Genomic DNA, 14,363 nt, shown 5'->3' with positions numbered 1-14,363 from the left:
CGCCTCACACCCATCACCACCAGCCAAGACACCCAACCCGACCTCGAACCCGCCGAGATAGCCGCCTAACATCAACCCACACGGATCAGCGCTGGCCGCCTCTTACACCACGCCAGCGGACGCGACCTGAGTGGTGGGAGCGGGCGTGAGTGGTGGGAGCGGGCGTGAGTGGTGGGTCCGGGCGTGAGTGGTGGGTCCGGGCACGCAGTGGTAGGACCAGGCACGCAGTGGTTGGGCAGAGCGGTGTCCGGCCCGAAATGCCGCGCTGAGCCACCACCGTCCGCGCGGGTGGTAGCCCAGCACGGCATCCCTGGCCGGGATAGCGCCCGGTCCTGCCACCCGAGAGGGAGCACGTCGCGGACAAGACGCACGCCGGTGTTCGTCAGAGGTCGTGCCAGGGGCTCGCCTTCTGGCGTTCGGTGGCGACCGCCCTGCGCAACTCCGTCGCCCAGGCGGGCTCGGCCTCCGCGGGGGACCAGGTCAGTTCACCCCGCGCCGAGGACGCCAGGCGCGGGGTGAAGATGGCGGACTGGGCGCGGCTCGGCGGGCGCCAGATCGGCGGCGGCCCCCACCAGATGATGCGTTCGCGCCGCCGCACGGCGGGCACCAGCGACGCGCCCGCCACGGCGCCGGACGGCAGGGCCTTGACCGGCTCCTCGCCCGCGTGCGTCATGCCGGTCGCGGGGGCGGTGGCCAGCAGCGCCGCCGAGGCGACCGTGACCAGGGCGGCCGCCGCGGCCGGGAGTTCCCAGCCGGCCCGGACCGTGTCGCCGAGGAAGGCCACCGCGACCGCCGACGGGGTCAGCACCTCGAAGGTCCAGTGCACCGCGGTCACCGGGCCGACCTCGCCGTGCTGGAGGGCGTGCGCGTACAGCATCATCCCGGTCGCCGCGAAGACCAGCAGGGCCGCGGTCAGCGGCTCGGTGACGATGCCGACCGTGACCTCCCACGCGTCCCCGTCGGGCACCGGGAGGGCCCGGCCGACCAGCGCCGCGCCGCCCAGGCAGAGGCCGGCCAGCGCCGCCACCACCCCGCCGGGCGCGCCCGCCTTGGCCGCGCCCCAGCCGGTGGCGACCACGGCGACGGCGGCCGCGCACAGCCAGAAGGTCAGCCGGGAGGACGTCGGCACGTCCTCCTGCGGGCCGGCCGACATGGCCAGCACCGCGAGCGACGCCAGGGTGATGACCACGGCCGCCACGTCGCGCCTGCGCAGCCGGGACTTCAGGAAGATCCGCGCACCGACCACCGTCAGGGCCAGGGAGCCGGCGAGCACGGACTCCACGACGTACACGGCGAGTTGTTGAAGCGCGACCATCGCGCCTGCCCAGGCCAGCAGGTCGCAGGCGATGCCGAGCAGGTAGAGCGGGTGGCCCATGGTCTTGACCGTGCCGGAGCTGCGCCGGGCCGCCACCGCCTGGAGGATCGACGCGGCGGCGTAGCTGAACGCGCCGCAGATCACGATCGCCAGCGCGACGAGGCCGGCGGTGGTCATCACGCACCGACCCGCAGCACGGTGATCGTGTTGTCGTCGCCGTTCGTCACGTACGCGAGCCGCCCGTCCGGTGACGTCGCGATGGTCCGCGGGCTCCTGCCCACTTTGATCGTCGCGGTGATCTTCACGGTCCGCGCGTCCAGCACCGACACCGTGCCGTCGCCCTCGTTCACGATGTACGCGTGCCGCCCGTCCCGGGAGAAGGCCACGCACTGCGGGTCGCGCCCGACCTTCAGCGGCCCGGTGCGCCGGAGCGTCCGGGCGCTGATCAGGTCGGCGCTGTCCGCCTCGTAGCCGGCCGCGAGCACCGTGGACCCGTCGGGCGAGACCGCGACGCTGTGCGGGGCCTTGCTGACCGGGATGGACCTGACCACCTTCCCGGTGGCGGTGTCGACGACGGCCACGGCGTTGGACTCGTGGCTGGCGGTGAAGGCCCGTTTGCGCGGCGCGGAGAAGGCGATCGCATGCGGGTTGGGCGGCACGTCGAAACTCTGCTTACGGTTGCGCCCGTCCTCGTCGTACACCTCGAGTCTGCCCTTGCCGTGGATCGGCACCCACAGCCGCCCATCGGGTCCGACGGCGAGGGTGTACGGCTGCTGGCCGGTGGCCAGGTACCGGATCACGGTGCGGCGGCCCGCGTCGACGACAGCCACGCCGCTGCCGGACTTGTCCTCCTCGTACATGGACACGAAGACCAGCCGCGAGTTCCGGGACACCGCAACGAATCGCGGGGTGTTGCGCAGTTTGACGCCGGTGACCCTGCCGCCGCGAGCGTCCACGATAGACAGTTTGCGCTCGCCCTGGTTGGCCACGTAGATCGTCCGGCCGTCCGGCGCGACCGCCACGCCCTCGGGCTCCTCGCCGACCTTGATCGCCCGCAGCGCCTTGGGCCGGCCCAGGCTGGACACCCGCTGCGGCTGGGCGAGCTGCACCTTGGGGACGGTCGCCGACTTCGTCGTCACGCTCGGCGCGGGAGAGGGCAAGGCGTCGAGGGAGGGTGCGGCCAGAGGTGCGGGGGTCTGCTCACCGTTGGTGAGCGCGAAGGCCACTCCGGCTCCGCCGAGCAGGACCAGGGCGACGAGTACGGCGGCCAGGGCGCCCGCCCCGGCCCTGCGGGTGCGTTGCGGCGCCACCAGCACGGTGACCCGGGCGGCGTTCGGGTCGATGTCGGCGGCCGCGAGCTCCTCGAGGTCCAGGTGGCTGAACGGTTTCGGGATGGCGACGCGGCCGGTCACACGTACGTCGGCCCACCCGCAGGGTCCGTGGACCGTGACCGTCCCGTCGAGCCATTCCGTGCGGGGTTGCCAGGTGATCCGGAGCCGGCCGTCGTCGAGGGAGGCGCTCAGCCCCGGCCCGGACGCCGTGACCGTGCCGACGGCGGCGAGCGGGGGACCGTGCACCTCGATGTTCGCCGCGAGTTCGGTGGCGACGGTCGGCACCTGTCCGAAGTCGACGCTCTCCGGGTTCAGCCGGATGGCCGTGCGCTCCAGCATCCCGGCCGCGGCGGCCGCGACCACCCGGCTCTCGTCGCCGGTCATGTGGCTGAGGGCCCGGCGTGCGGCGGCCGCCATCGCGAGATCGGTTCCGATGGTCAGCCGGGCCAGTTCGCCCACACCCCTGAGGCGGGCGTCCCGGATCGGGCTGTCGATCCCGGTCAGCACCTGCGGTGGCAAGCCGCTACGTTCACTCATCGTGCCCCCTCGATCAGCATGCTGTGACCATGGGGCGGGGGTAAACCCCTGAGGCGAAATTGGCACCTTCCGCGAGTTCGTGCCGTTCTCGATGCCCGTTCGCACTCCGCGCCGAAAGAGACCCCGGCCTGCGCGTTGAGCTGCGTGAAAGGGAGGTGTCACATGGATCGGCGCAAGCTGCTCAGCGACGGAGGGTTCGCCGCGCAGGGGGCGGTCGCGCTCGGGGCGACCGTCTCCGGTGGACCGGCGGAGGCGCACGAGGCCGTCCGCAACGGTTTCCCGGAGGGCTCGAGCCGGGCCGAGCGGGAACACCTGCGGACGTTCGACGAGCTCGACCTCGAGATCTTCCTGGTGCACGACTGGCCCCGCTTCGCCGAGAGCCACGCGCCGGACGTGAAGGTCCACTGGCCGGACGGCCGCACCACCGAGGGCCTGGACCCCCACGTCGCGGACATCCAGGCCATGATCGCGTGGGCGCCGGACACCCGGTCGTTCAACCAGCAGGTCGGCCTCACGCCGTAGGACGCAGGCCCGGGGCGAAGCGGAAAGAGACGGCCTCGGCCAGGGCTCGGTGCTTGGTGTTCTGGAAGGCGGCGATGAGCCACCGGCCGCCCGGCTCGCGGACCAGGACGTACGTCTGGATCTTGCCGAGCTTTCCGGGTCTGCCCCGCTGGACCTCGCCGCGGCTGGTGACGATGGCCGTGTCGGGGCCGGTGAAACGGACGTCCGTGATCTCGTCGGCCAGCGTCGATCCCTTGAGGAACCTCTGCCACAGCACCCGATGGCTGCCGGCGATGTCGGCGCGGCCCTGGTACCGGGTGCCGACCCAGGTCACGTAGGTGGCGTCGGCGGTGAACTGGGCGGCATACGCCTGATCGTCGTGGGCCGCCCAGGCACGCACCAAGGCGGCGATGGTCTCCTCCACAGCGCGGCGGTCGTGGTCGATGGTCATGATTGCCTCCCCGTGTGTAGTATCTGCACGCATGCAGATACTAACCACGGGAAGGTAAATGCGACCAGACGCACACGACGTTTTCCGCCGCTACCTCGACGCGGTCGGGCTGAACGGCCTGGCCCTCGCCGAGGCCGCCGGCCTGAACACCACCGACTGGCACGCGATCAGCGTCCTGGAGCAGGACGGGCCGCTCACGTCCGGCGCGCTGGCCGAGCGCACCGGCCTGACCACGGGTGCCACCACTCGCCTGATCGACCGCCTCGAACGGGCCGGTCACGCCCGCCGCGCCGCGGATCCCCGGGACCGCCGGCGGGTGGTCGTCGAGCACGTGCCCAACCTGGACGTCGACGCGATCACCGGACCGGCCCGCCGGCATCTGGCGGCCGTGCTGGGGTCGTACACGCCGGAGGAGGTCGACCTGCTCTTCGACTTCTTCGAGCGTGCGGCGCCGGCCTTGCACGCGGCCACGGCGGAGATCCGGGCGTCGCTATAGTGACGCCGCCGTTTCGGGAAGGGGCAGCCGTGGCTGAGCCGCTGGACACCGGGCGACCGCATCCCGCCCGGGTGTACGACTTCCTGCTCGGTGGCAAGGACAGGTCGGCCGTAGCCGCTGCCTGACACTGCAACGACTGGATATCTCACGTCGGACGGATACCTGTCGAATAGCACGAATAGCACGGCAAGAGCACCGGACACCAGCGCTCGGTGTTTGAACCGGCAGATCCGAGGCACGCAAATGAGAACAAACGGTCTGTTCGTCGCCGTAGCAGCCGGAACACTCGCGGTGGGCGTCGCGGCCCCTGCGTCCGCGGCACCTGGCGACAACACCACCATCACCATCACCATCAAAGGTGGCCCCTTGGGTATCACCATGCCGGCTGGCGCCGGCAACCTTGACGCCACGCTGCCCAACGCCGTGGGCACGATCAGTGGCCCGCTGGGTCAGGTACGGGTGAACGACGCGCGCAGGGCCCTCGCCGGTTCGGGCTGGATCGCCAGCGTCATCTCCACCGCCGTCACCCCGCCGTCGGGACCGGCGATCGCCGCCAGCGCCGTCAGCTACACCGCGGGAACCATCGCGAAGATCGGCACCGCCACCTACACGGCGAACGATCCGCGGAACCTCGCCGGTGTGCGTCCAGCGATCACCGCTACCGGCATCACCGGCGACAACTCCGCCACCTGGAACCCCACCATCTCAGTCGCTGTAGTGGGCGGCATAGCCGCGAACGCCTACTCGGTGACGATCACTCATTCCGTCCTCTGATCTCATGCGTGTCTCGCTTGCCACCGCGACCGGCCGTCTGGTCGGGTTCGTCCGGCAGCTGCTGGCCGTCGGGGTCTGCGCCGCGGTGGTCGCGCTGCCCGCTCACGCGGCGACCGCGGCACCCGACCCGGCCCCTGCCGCTGCATCGCCCGGCGGTATCGGGTTGCGACTTGTCGACGCGCCGTTTTCCGGTCGCAAGGATCCGCGCACGTGGATGTGCATCGTGGACCACCTCCACCCCGGCACGGTCATCAGCCGTCACATCGAGGTCACGAACGGCTCCTCGTCTACCGCACACGTCTCGCTGTACGCCGCCGCGGCGGGCATTGCCGATGGCGCGTTCCTGGGCGCCGCCGGTGCCACGCCGAACGACCTCTCCACCTGGACGTCGGTGAGCCCGAGCAGCGCTGATGTGCCCGGCGGCGGACGAGTGACGATGACCGTGACCACTGCCGTGCCGCGTGACGCCGCGCCCGGCGAACAGTACGGCGTGGTGTGGGCCGAGGCCCGCTCGGCGCCGCCCGGGGGCAGGGGACTGACCCTGGTCAGCCGGGTCGGCATCCGCCTCTACGTGTCCGTCGGGCCGGGCGGGGCCCCGAAGGCCGACTTCGTGATCGAATCGCTGACAGCGGCGCGCTCCGCCGCCGGTCAGCCCATGATCTTCGTCGCGGTACGCAACACCGGTGGCCGGGCGCTGGACATGAACGGAACCCTGGACATGAACGGAACCCTGGACCTGCGCGGCGGCCCGGCCGGGCTCAGCGCCGGCCCGTTCGCTGCCGGCCTCGGTGTCACTCTGGCGGTCGGCGCTGTCGAACCGGTAACGATCGTCCTCGACGGGCAACTGCCGGCGGGGCCGTGGGAAGCTCAGATCACGTTACGCAGCGGGCTGATCGTACGTAGCGCGGAGGCCACCATCAGCTTTCCCGTCGCCGGCACGGCACCTCCGGTGAGCACCCGGGCGACCGCTCCGGCCTGGCGCTACCTTGCAGTCGCCGGGCTCGTCATCCTGTTGCTGGCGGGGTCGGTCGTGTTCGCCGTTCGCCGGCGCCGGGCCGTCTCTCGGCCCGTCAGGCGGAAGCCGGCCAGCGTGGGCTCCCTGCCGATACCGGTCGTGGTCGCTGAGCCGGTCGTGGTTGCTGAGCCGGTCGTGGCTGAGCCGGTTGTTATTGCCGAACCGGTTGTTGTTCCCGAGCCGGTCATCGTCGCCGAGCCGTTGGCCGCCGATCTGCCGGCGCCACAGATTGACCGCCGCCGGCCGGTCGTTGACCGGGCGTCGCGCCTGGCGGAGCAGCCGGTGACCGTCGACGCCATCGCCGACGCGCCGTACCACTGGGAACTCGCGCTGGCGAACTCCCAGGATGTGCTGACCAGCCTGGCCGACCGTTCCCTGTTCGAGGATGAGACCCAGTACGCATTGGACGCGGGCACCGAGCGCCTGTGTCTGCTGCGGGTCGGCCTGGACAGGTTCGACGAGATCAACCGGGTGCACGGTCGCGAGGCGGGCGACGAATTGCTGGTCGTCCTGGCGGAGCGGCTGCGTAACTCCGTGCGCCCGAAGGATCTCACCGGACGACTCGGCGGAGTGGACTTCGCCGTCCTGTTTGAGGACGTCTGGCAAGCCGACGTCAACACCATCGCGCAGCGGATCCTGGATGCCGTCCGGGAGCCGTTCATCGTCGCCGATCACCAGGTATTCATGCAGGCGAGTGTCGGTATCGCCGCGGCGGCCCCGACCGACGACGCGACCCGGTTGCTGCTGCACGCCACCGAGGCACTCGCGTTCGCGAGGATCACCGCGGGCGCGGAACATCAGTGGTACGTCGAGGTGGCGGGACCGACGGATGCCTGATCGTGGTCTGCCGTCCGTCGGGCGGCGGCATCGTCCGGGGGCGGTAACCGCCCTCCATCGCAAACCGGCGGCAAAGGGGGGTTCTAGCCGCTAATGTCGACCTTGGTCGAAGACACTGGCGCCAATGTCAAGGGACCGGGCCGCCGCTGTCCGTTGGCGTGGGGGTGGTCATGTCGTCTCTGGTTCGGCCGGCCCGGACAGGGCGGAGTCGCGGGTCCGCGGCGATGCTGCGGGTGACGATCGCGGCGGTCGTGGTGGCCCTGGTCGGTGTCGTGCGCGTGCCGCCCGCGTCCGCTCTCGAGACCCCCGTGGAGCTGGGGGCCGCAGCCTCATTCGCGGTGTTGGCGGCCACCACCGTCACCAGCACCGGAGCCACGCAGGTCAGCGGGGACGTCGGGGTCAGCCCAGGCACAGCCGTCACCGGCTTCAACCCGACCGGCACGGTGAGCGGCGGCGCCATCTATCCGGGCGTTCCCCCGGCGGGTGCGGCCCATGCCGCCCTGGCGACGGCGTATGCCGATGCCGCTGCGCGGAGCCCGGCCGCTCTGCTCGCGTCCGGGAACCTCGGCGGGCAGACCATCCACCCGGGATTGTATGCGTCCCCGGACGGGACGCTCGGCATCGCTGGCACGCTTACCCTGGATGCGGACGGCGACCCCAACGCGGTGTTCATCCTCCGGGCCGCGACCACCCTCATCACCGAGGCGAGCAACAGCAGCGTCGCGTTGATCGACGGTGCCCAGGCCTGCAACGTTTTCTGGCAGGTGGGCAGTTCGGCGACCCTCGGCGTCAGCACCAGCTTCGTCGGGACCCTGATGGCGACCACGTCCGTAACGGTGAATTCCGGCGCTGCCGTCACCGGGCGGATCCTGGCACGCGATGCCGCCGTCACCTTGGATACCAACCTCATCACCAGGGCCGACTGCCCTGGCAGCCTGGACATTTCGGCGCCGGCGTCGGCAAGCCTCGGAGCCAGTGTGCCGGGCGGCACCATCACCGGCCAGCTCGGTGCCGTCACCGTCACCGACACCAGGTTCCCGGCCGTCGCCGGCTGGGTCGCGACGGTCGTCTGCACCGACTTCCGAACCGGCGCGGGGGTCCCCACCCAGACGATCCAGGCCGAACGGATCGACTATTGGTCCGGGCCTTTCACCGCATCGTCAGGTACCGGCACCTTCACACCGGGGCAGCTCAACACGGCCGCAGCGTCGCGCCTTGACAACACGGCGTCCCTGCAGGCCTTTGCGCATGTCAGCGGCACCGGCAGCAACACCCTCACCTGGAATCCCACTCTCGTGATCCACGTACCGCTGGCGAACCAGAGCGGCGGCTACACGGGCACGGTGACGCACTCGGTCGCATAGGTGCGGTCGAGGCCTGGCAGATGACGGTTCAGGGAGGCCGGTGGCACGGGTGTGACCGTCTACCCGACCACCTGTTCGCCTGAGTTGCTGCTTTTAAACGGAAATCAAGTTTGACACCCCGCTGCCCCGTACGGTTATCGACATCCGCAGGTGAAACCCCTTGATCTGAGGGCCGAGCATCGACTCTGAAAAGAAGCAGGGTGACGCCGTGCATACCGCCAGATTCCTCATCATCGGCACCGCGACTACTCTCGCGATAGGGCTGAGCGCCGCGCCGGCCGCAGCAGCACCGGACGGCGACACCATCGTCACCTTCACCATCAGCGCAGGGACCTTGGACATCGTGGTCCCCGGCACGGCGGCTATTGCTGGCGGCGCGGCTGGACTTCCGACCAGCGGGCCGCTTGGACCAGTTACCGTCACTGACGGCCGGGCCGCGGCCGACGGGACCTGGGAAGTGGAGGCGGAGGGCACAGACTTCGAAACGGGCGGTGGCACCCCTACCGAGACGATCACTGACGACCTGGTCGAATACTGGTCGGGTCCGGCGACGGCGACGACCGGTGCCGGCCCCTTCGTTCCCGGCCAGGCCACTGCTGCCCAATCCGAACCTCTTGATGCCACGGTCATCGCGTTCAATCGCACGGGCGGCACCGGTAACGGCTCCGCTACCTGGAATCCCACGCTGATCTTCAATACGCCGCTCGCCAACGTGGCTGGGGCCTACGTGGGAACGGTGACGCATTCGGTGGCGTAACCCCAGCGATCGCCCGGCCGCCACGGCCGCGTTGGCATTGCTGTGCGTCGTGGCCCTCGGCCCGGCGGCGCAGGCGGCTCCGGCACGCCGGGATGCCGGGCCGGGCAGTATCGGGATCCAATTGATAGAGGGCCCGACGAACCGCGAGAAGGACCCCCGCGCGCATCGATACATCGTGGACCACCTGGCCCCGGGCGCGACCGTCCACCGCAAGCTCCGGGTGGCGAACAGCTCACGGGAGCGGCGGCGTGTCGAGGTCTACCCGGGCGCCGCCACGCTGGACAAGGAGAGGTTCGTCTTCGGTACGGATCGTGAGGCGAACGAGCTGACTTCCTGGATCTCACTGGACAAGGGCAAGTTCGACCTCGAGCCCGGCGCCAAGCAGGTCGTCGAGGCGACTGTCTCCGTCCCGCCGGCCGCCTCGAAAGGTGAACGCTACGCAGTGATCTGGGCGTCCGTCGGGTCGGCTGCCCCGCAGTCCGGGGGCGTCCGTATGGTCACCCGGGCCGGTGTCCGGATCTACCTCGACATCGGTCCTGGCGGTGAACCCCACTCCGACTTCACCATCAACGAACTCACCCCGGCCAGGACCAAGGCCGGCGATCCGTCGCTCGTCGTCACCGTGACCAACACCGGCGGCCGAGCCCTCGACATGACCGGCTCCGCCGACCTTTCCGAAGGCCCGGCCAGTCAGCGCGCCGGCCCGTTCCAGGTGACAAGCACGGCAACGCTGGGCCCCGATGTGACCGGAACGGTCATCGTGCAGTTCCCCCAAGCATTGCCGAACGGGCCCTGGAAGGTCGACCTGACCCTCAAGAGCGGGCTGGTCAGCCATTCGGTGACCGCGACGATCACGTTCCCCGATCCCGGCAAGACCGGCAAGCGGGGCACCATCATGTCCAAGCTCACCGGCCCGTGGACCCTTGCCGGCGGATCGCTGATGACCGGCTTGATTCTCCTGGCCCTGTTCTCATTGACCCGCCGCCACCGCCGCAAGTCCCGCGAAGCCACCAATTAGGCAAGGACCCACAGGTCGCAGCGCCGCATCGTGACACAGGGCACGAGAACCTAGCTGACGTCATCGCCGACATCACCCAGGCCCGGCCTCGGCGGATCAGCGCGAGCTCACCGTCTCGTCGAGAATGGCGTTCAGGTCGGCGGCGATCCGGCCGGCGTCGGCTCGCACCTACGCGGACAGCCCCAGTCCTGCAGCGAAATTCGGAACCAGGCTTTGACCGCGTCGCGGAAGGGCACCACGTCGCGGCAAGGTACTCGGCGGCCCGGGCCTCGCGCATCCCGGCAGCGTTGCGGTGGCGGCCGGACGAACAGACCGCACTGACCGACACGCAGGTGGCGCTGTACGACGGGGTCGCCCGAAAGGGTTGATCAGTTTCGGTTCGGGCGGGATGGGTAGCAAGGAGGGGGTCAGTGTCCGCCGGGTTTGAGGAGATTTAGCATGACTGCTGTCGCAGATCCAGCCACCGTGCAGGAGTGCTTGCGGGTCGGTCACGGGTTCTCGCAAGGGGACCGCAACTGGATCGCCGAGCAGTTCGCGACGCTCGACCATCGGCTCGCGGGGTTCCACGCGGAGTCCACCGAGATCGAGGTCTCGGTGAAGGACCGTGAGGCACGCGGGCAGAAGGTCACCCTGGAGTGCTGGATCGCGGGCCGGGATAAGATCGTCACGACCTCGTCGGAAGAGGATCTGCACGCGGCGCTGCACGACGTACGTGACGATCTGCGGCGTCGGCTCGACGATCAGAAGACCCGCCAGGAGCCGCGCAACAACCGGCACCTGCGCGAGCATGTCGAACCCACGACGTTGGACCCCCTGCCGTAGCAACTCGCGACTATGCTCGCCGCCATGCGTCTTCCGAGGACGGTGGCGGCGAGCCTCGTCGTGGCCCTTCTGCTGGGCTGCGGCCTGCTCCCGCGCGGCGGCAGTGGGAACGCCGCCCCGGAGCCGGCCTTCTCCGTCGATCCCGAGGAGTCCGACACCTCCGTCGAGGACGCCGTGCCGCCGCCGGTCGACCTCGACGCCGTGTTCCGGCCGACGTTCCAGACCACCGAGGGCGAGGTCAACGCGGGGTCCGCGTTCCTGGTCAACTGGCCGGACGGCCGCGTGCTGATGCTCACCGCGCACCACCTGCTCGGCGAGGCCGGCGGGATGAGCCGGGAGTACACCGGCGCCGAACTGCCCGGGGTGGTGTCCGGCGTGTTCGCGTCCAGCGTGGACGACGAGAACATCGAGATCGCCTCGAGCACGATGGTGAGCCTGCCCGAGGCGGTCTCCAGCGACGTCGACATCCGGCGGGACCTCGCCGCCTTCCAGATCGCCGACGCGCGGGGCGCGGTCGTGCTGGATCTCGCGGAGGCGCCCCCGGAGCCCGGCGACCGTGTCTACCTGCTGGCCGAGTCGGGTGAGCCGGGCTCGCGGATCTTCCCGGCCGTGGAGACCGGCAAGGCCACCACGCCGTTCCTGCAGTTCGCCTACGACGACGAGGTCGACCTCAAGGCCACCAGCGGCGCGCCGCTGCTGAACTCGGACGGCAAGGTGGTCGGCGTGAACATCGGCGGGGACGCGGGCAAGTCCCCGGTCGAGGGACACGCGAACTCGATCGAGACCGTCGTGCCGATGCTCGAGAGGCACCTCTCCTAGGTCTGACCGAAAGGCTTCCCCCGCACGGGCGACGAGAGCCGCAATGACCGTCGCAGATCTTCCTAAGCTCGTCCGATGCCTGCCGTTTACCGCGCGAACACCGCGCCCGAGCCGACGAAGGGCGGCGGCCGTCAGCGAAGCCGCTACTTCGACTTCCTGCGTGCCGCGGCGCTGATCCGGGTGTTCCTCTACCACATGTTCCCGGTCGCCTGGCTCTCCATGATCTTCCCGTCCATGGGGGTGATGTTCGCGCTGGGTGGCTCGCTGATGGCCACCTCGATGCAGCGGTCGGTGGAGCAGGCGATCACCGGCCGGCTGCGCCGCCTGCTGCCCGCGTTGTGGGCGATGGCGATCCTGCTGGTCCCGGTGATGCTGCTGCTGGACTGGCCGGGCCGGCCGGAGTTGTCGCGCCTGGTGTTCTGGGTGGTCCCGGTGGTCGAGCCGCCCGCGGCGCCGTGGGCCGCGCCGGTCGAGGGCGTGCTCTGGTATCTGGTCGCGTACCTCTGGCTGGTCCTGCTCTCGCCGCTGCTGCACCGGATCTACCGCAGGATCGGCCTGGTCGCCGCCGTGCTTCCGGTGATCGGGGTGTTCCTCTGGGACTACCTGACCTGGCCGGTGCCGCCGCGGGTGGAGTCGGCGGTCACCGACGTGCTCACCTTCGCCGGGTGCTGGGTGCTCGGCTTCGCGCACCAGGCCGGCGTGCTGAAACGGATGCGCTGGTCGATCCTCGGGCCGGTTGCGGCGGTGCTGATCGCGGCGAGTCTGTGGTGGACGGTCGGCCATCCCGGGGAGGAGGGCATCGACCTGGCCAACGAGCCGGTCGCGTACGCGGTCTACTCCTCCGGCTTCGTCCTGCTGCTGTTCCGGGTGTCGCCGGAGATGGCCTGGCTGAGCCGGGTCAAGGTGCTGAACGGGCTGGTCAACTTCTGCAACGCCCGGGCCGTGACGATCTACCTGTGGCACAACGCCGCGATCGCGGTCGTCTTCGCCGCCGCCGAGCGGTACGAGCTGGAACGGGTCGGCGATCACATCGAGATGTTCGTCATGGTCGTGCTGACGATCGGGCTGGTCGCGGTCTTCGTCGCGCTGCTCGGCTGGGTGGAGGACGTGGCCGCCCGCCGCCCGGTGTCGCTGCTGCCGTGGAGCAGGGTCCCGGCCAGCCGGCCACGCAAGGAGCAGCCGGAGTGGTGCGGCCCGGTGTGGTTCTGACTCAGCTCGCGTTCGTAGGCGTGCTCTTCTCCGGCGACCGGAACAGCCAGTCGAGCGGAGGCTCCACGAGCCGGCCCGTGGCGCGACGCACGAACGCCGACGCCAGCACGACGGAGAGCCCGACCCCGAGCAGCGTGAGCAGGACCTGGCCGGCCGGGTGCTTCCAGAGGTCCCAGCGGTAGGCGCCCCAGACGAGCGCACCCTGAACGACGAAGCCGTGCAGCAGATAGGTGAACTGGGTGCCCTCACCGAACCCGGTCCACCGTTGCCGGCTGGCCGGCACCAGGGCGAGGAAGGCGACGCAGAGCACGATGGCGGCCACACCCTGGACCGCCGAGTGCAGCCACCACTGCGCAAGGCTGACGTCGAGCTCGTCGTGCCCGCTGCGCCGGTAGAGCCACTCGCTCCGGGCGACCGGCACGTAGAGGTAGCACCCGGCCAGCGTGACCGCGAAGACCGTCACCGCGACCGGCCGCCGCCAGGGCACGGCGCGCAGCCGGTCGAGCCACTCCGGGCGGATCGTCAGCCCGATCACGAAGAACGGCAGGAACTGCAGGAACTGCGCGACGGCCAGGTCACGCGGTTCGGCCGCGCCGATGGCCAGGGACGCGAGGACGCTGATCGTGACCGGCCAGCGCACCAGTAGCCAGAAGGGAGAGGTCAGCCGCCAGAGGAACAGTGCCAGCAGGAACCACGTCAGGTAGTACGGCTCGACCAGGTTCATCGGCGTCCAGTCGCCGCCGCGGGTGAGGTTGCGGAAGAGCGTGTAGAGCGACCCGAAGATCAGGTACGGCACGAGGGTGGTCAGCAGCAGGCGACGCAGCCGTTTCGGTCCGGCCGGGTCACGCGCGTACGACCGGGTGAAGTATCCGCAGACCGCGATGAACAGCGGCATGTGAAAGAGATAGACCAGCGTGTACGCGGAACTGAGCACCCGGAACCGCTCCGGGTCGTCGGCCAGCGGCCCCCAGACGTGGCCGCACACGACCAGCACGATCGCCAGGAACTTCACGTTGTCGAAGAACGCGTCGCGCTCCACCGGCAAGGTCATGTTCTCCCCAAGAACATCGACAGCAATCGGGCTGCGCGAGTGTAGACCAGCACCTTGCGCGGCGCG

15 protein-coding genes are annotated in these 14,363 nt (G+C 70.2%); 11 read left to right on the top strand and 4 right to left on the bottom strand.

Annotated features, from left to right (window positions below; all coding sequences use genetic code 11):
- Nucleotides 1-382 precede the first annotated feature (382 nt).
- On the bottom strand, nucleotides 383-1,492 hold the full coding sequence (locus QSK31_RS13255; protein ID WP_285683897.1) for a hypothetical protein: 1,110 nt from the start codon (nucleotides 1,490-1,492) through the stop codon (nucleotides 383-385).
- Entirely contained in the window at nucleotides 1,492-3,183 is a 1,692-nt protein-coding gene (locus QSK31_RS13250) for a YncE family protein (RefSeq protein ID WP_285683894.1), read from the bottom strand. Before QSK31_RS13250 ends, QSK31_RS13255 begins: the two co-directional genes overlap by 1 nt.
- A gap of 162 nt (nucleotides 3,184-3,345) precedes the next feature.
- On the opposite strand from QSK31_RS13250, the gene QSK31_RS13245 reads away from it, so the two are divergent.
- Nucleotides 3,346-3,705, top strand: a complete 360-nt coding sequence (locus QSK31_RS13245; RefSeq protein ID WP_285683892.1) for a hypothetical protein — start codon at nucleotides 3,346-3,348, stop codon at nucleotides 3,703-3,705.
- Here the strand turns inward: QSK31_RS13245 and QSK31_RS13240 are convergent.
- Complete coding sequence (locus tag QSK31_RS13240) at nucleotides 3,695-4,135, bottom strand: SgcJ/EcaC family oxidoreductase (RefSeq protein ID WP_285683889.1); 441 nt, start codon at nucleotides 4,133-4,135, stop codon at nucleotides 3,695-3,697. The two genes, QSK31_RS13245 and QSK31_RS13240, sit on opposite strands and share 11 nt — an antisense overlap.
- A 58-nt stretch (nucleotides 4,136-4,193) precedes the next feature.
- On the opposite strand from QSK31_RS13240, the gene QSK31_RS13235 reads away from it, so the two are divergent.
- The 10 genes from QSK31_RS13235 to QSK31_RS13190 all read left to right on the top strand — a co-directional run bounded on the left by QSK31_RS13235 (nucleotide 4,194) and on the right by QSK31_RS13190 (nucleotide 13,246).
- Nucleotides 4,194-4,631: a MarR family winged helix-turn-helix transcriptional regulator gene (locus tag QSK31_RS13235; protein ID WP_285683887.1), complete on the top strand. Its 438-nt coding sequence runs from the start codon at nucleotides 4,194-4,196 to the stop codon at nucleotides 4,629-4,631.
- 29 nt (nucleotides 4,632-4,660) lie between these two features.
- A complete protein-coding gene (locus QSK31_RS13230) occupies nucleotides 4,661-4,756 on the top strand; it encodes an SAM-dependent methyltransferase (protein ID WP_285683885.1) in 96 nt (31 codons plus the stop codon).
- Between the two features lie 91 nt (nucleotides 4,757-4,847).
- Entirely contained in the window at nucleotides 4,848-5,405 is a 558-nt protein-coding gene (locus tag QSK31_RS13225; RefSeq protein WP_285683884.1) for a hypothetical protein, read from the top strand.
- Between the two features lie 4 nt (nucleotides 5,406-5,409).
- Nucleotides 5,410-7,257 carry a GGDEF domain-containing protein gene (locus QSK31_RS13220; protein ID WP_285683883.1) on the top strand — a complete coding sequence of 616 codons (1,848 nt, stop codon included), beginning with the start codon at nucleotides 5,410-5,412 and terminating at the stop codon, nucleotides 7,255-7,257.
- Between the two features lie 224 nt (nucleotides 7,258-7,481).
- Nucleotides 7,482-8,621 carry an ice-binding family protein gene (locus QSK31_RS13215; RefSeq protein ID WP_285683881.1) on the top strand — a complete coding sequence of 380 codons (1,140 nt, stop codon included), beginning with the start codon at nucleotides 7,482-7,484 and terminating at the stop codon, nucleotides 8,619-8,621.
- A 208-nt stretch (nucleotides 8,622-8,829) separates the two neighbouring features.
- Nucleotides 8,830-9,378 carry a hypothetical protein gene (locus tag QSK31_RS13210; protein WP_285683880.1) on the top strand — a complete coding sequence of 183 codons (549 nt, stop codon included), beginning with the start codon at nucleotides 8,830-8,832 and terminating at the stop codon, nucleotides 9,376-9,378.
- A 175-nt stretch (nucleotides 9,379-9,553) separates the two neighbouring features.
- Nucleotides 9,554-10,396, top strand: a complete 843-nt coding sequence (locus QSK31_RS13205) for a hypothetical protein (RefSeq protein WP_285683879.1) — start codon at nucleotides 9,554-9,556, stop codon at nucleotides 10,394-10,396.
- A gap of 438 nt (nucleotides 10,397-10,834) precedes the next feature.
- The gene (locus QSK31_RS13200) at nucleotides 10,835-11,218 is read left to right on the top strand and encodes an HPF/RaiA family ribosome-associated protein (protein ID WP_285683878.1); all 384 of its coding nucleotides are present in this window, start codon (nucleotides 10,835-10,837) and stop codon (nucleotides 11,216-11,218) included.
- Between the two features lie 24 nt (nucleotides 11,219-11,242).
- Nucleotides 11,243-12,037 carry a S1 family peptidase gene (locus QSK31_RS13195; protein ID WP_285683877.1) on the top strand — a complete coding sequence of 265 codons (795 nt, stop codon included), beginning with the start codon at nucleotides 11,243-11,245 and terminating at the stop codon, nucleotides 12,035-12,037.
- Nucleotides 12,038-12,112: 75 nt separating this feature from the next.
- Nucleotides 12,113-13,246 carry an acyltransferase family protein gene (locus QSK31_RS13190; RefSeq protein ID WP_285683876.1) on the top strand — a complete coding sequence of 378 codons (1,134 nt, stop codon included), beginning with the start codon at nucleotides 12,113-12,115 and terminating at the stop codon, nucleotides 13,244-13,246.
- A 1-nt stretch (nucleotide 13,247) separates the two neighbouring features.
- Here the strand turns inward: QSK31_RS13190 and QSK31_RS13185 are convergent, their stop codons facing one another.
- Nucleotides 13,248-14,297, bottom strand: a complete 1,050-nt coding sequence (locus QSK31_RS13185) for an acyltransferase family protein (protein ID WP_285683875.1) — start codon at nucleotides 14,295-14,297, stop codon at nucleotides 13,248-13,250.
- Nucleotides 14,298-14,363 lie beyond the last annotated feature (66 nt).

This window comes from Actinoplanes sp. NBRC 103695 (assembly GCF_030269485.1).
In the GTDB taxonomy this organism is placed as follows: Bacteria; Actinomycetota; Actinomycetes; order Mycobacteriales; family Micromonosporaceae; genus Actinoplanes.
Note: the sequence above shows the minus strand (reverse complement) of the source record. Positions and strands in the feature narration are given on the sequence as shown.

Coding starts and splice junctions, on each gene's coding strand:
- QSK31_RS13255 (WP_285683897.1), bottom strand. CDS start 1,492: ATGACCACCGCCGGCCTCGTCGCGCTGGCGATCGTGATCTGCGGCGCG.
- QSK31_RS13250 (WP_285683894.1), bottom strand. CDS start 3,183: ATGAGTGAACGTAGCGGCTTGCCACCGCAGGTGCTGACCGGGATCGAC.
- QSK31_RS13245 (WP_285683892.1), top strand. CDS start 3,346: ATGGATCGGCGCAAGCTGCTCAGCGACGGAGGGTTCGCCGCGCAGGGG.
- QSK31_RS13240 (WP_285683889.1), bottom strand. CDS start 4,135: ATGACCATCGACCACGACCGCCGCGCTGTGGAGGAGACCATCGCCGCC.
- QSK31_RS13235 (WP_285683887.1), top strand. CDS start 4,194: ATGCGACCAGACGCACACGACGTTTTCCGCCGCTACCTCGACGCGGTC.
- QSK31_RS13220 (WP_285683883.1), top strand. CDS start 5,410: ATGCGTGTCTCGCTTGCCACCGCGACCGGCCGTCTGGTCGGGTTCGTC.
- QSK31_RS13215 (WP_285683881.1), top strand. CDS start 7,482: ATGCTGCGGGTGACGATCGCGGCGGTCGTGGTGGCCCTGGTCGGTGTC.
- QSK31_RS13200 (WP_285683878.1), top strand. CDS start 10,835: ATGACTGCTGTCGCAGATCCAGCCACCGTGCAGGAGTGCTTGCGGGTC.
- QSK31_RS13195 (WP_285683877.1), top strand. CDS start 11,243: ATGCGTCTTCCGAGGACGGTGGCGGCGAGCCTCGTCGTGGCCCTTCTG.
- QSK31_RS13190 (WP_285683876.1), top strand. CDS start 12,113: ATGCCTGCCGTTTACCGCGCGAACACCGCGCCCGAGCCGACGAAGGGC.
- QSK31_RS13185 (WP_285683875.1), bottom strand. CDS start 14,297: ATGACCTTGCCGGTGGAGCGCGACGCGTTCTTCGACAACGTGAAGTTC.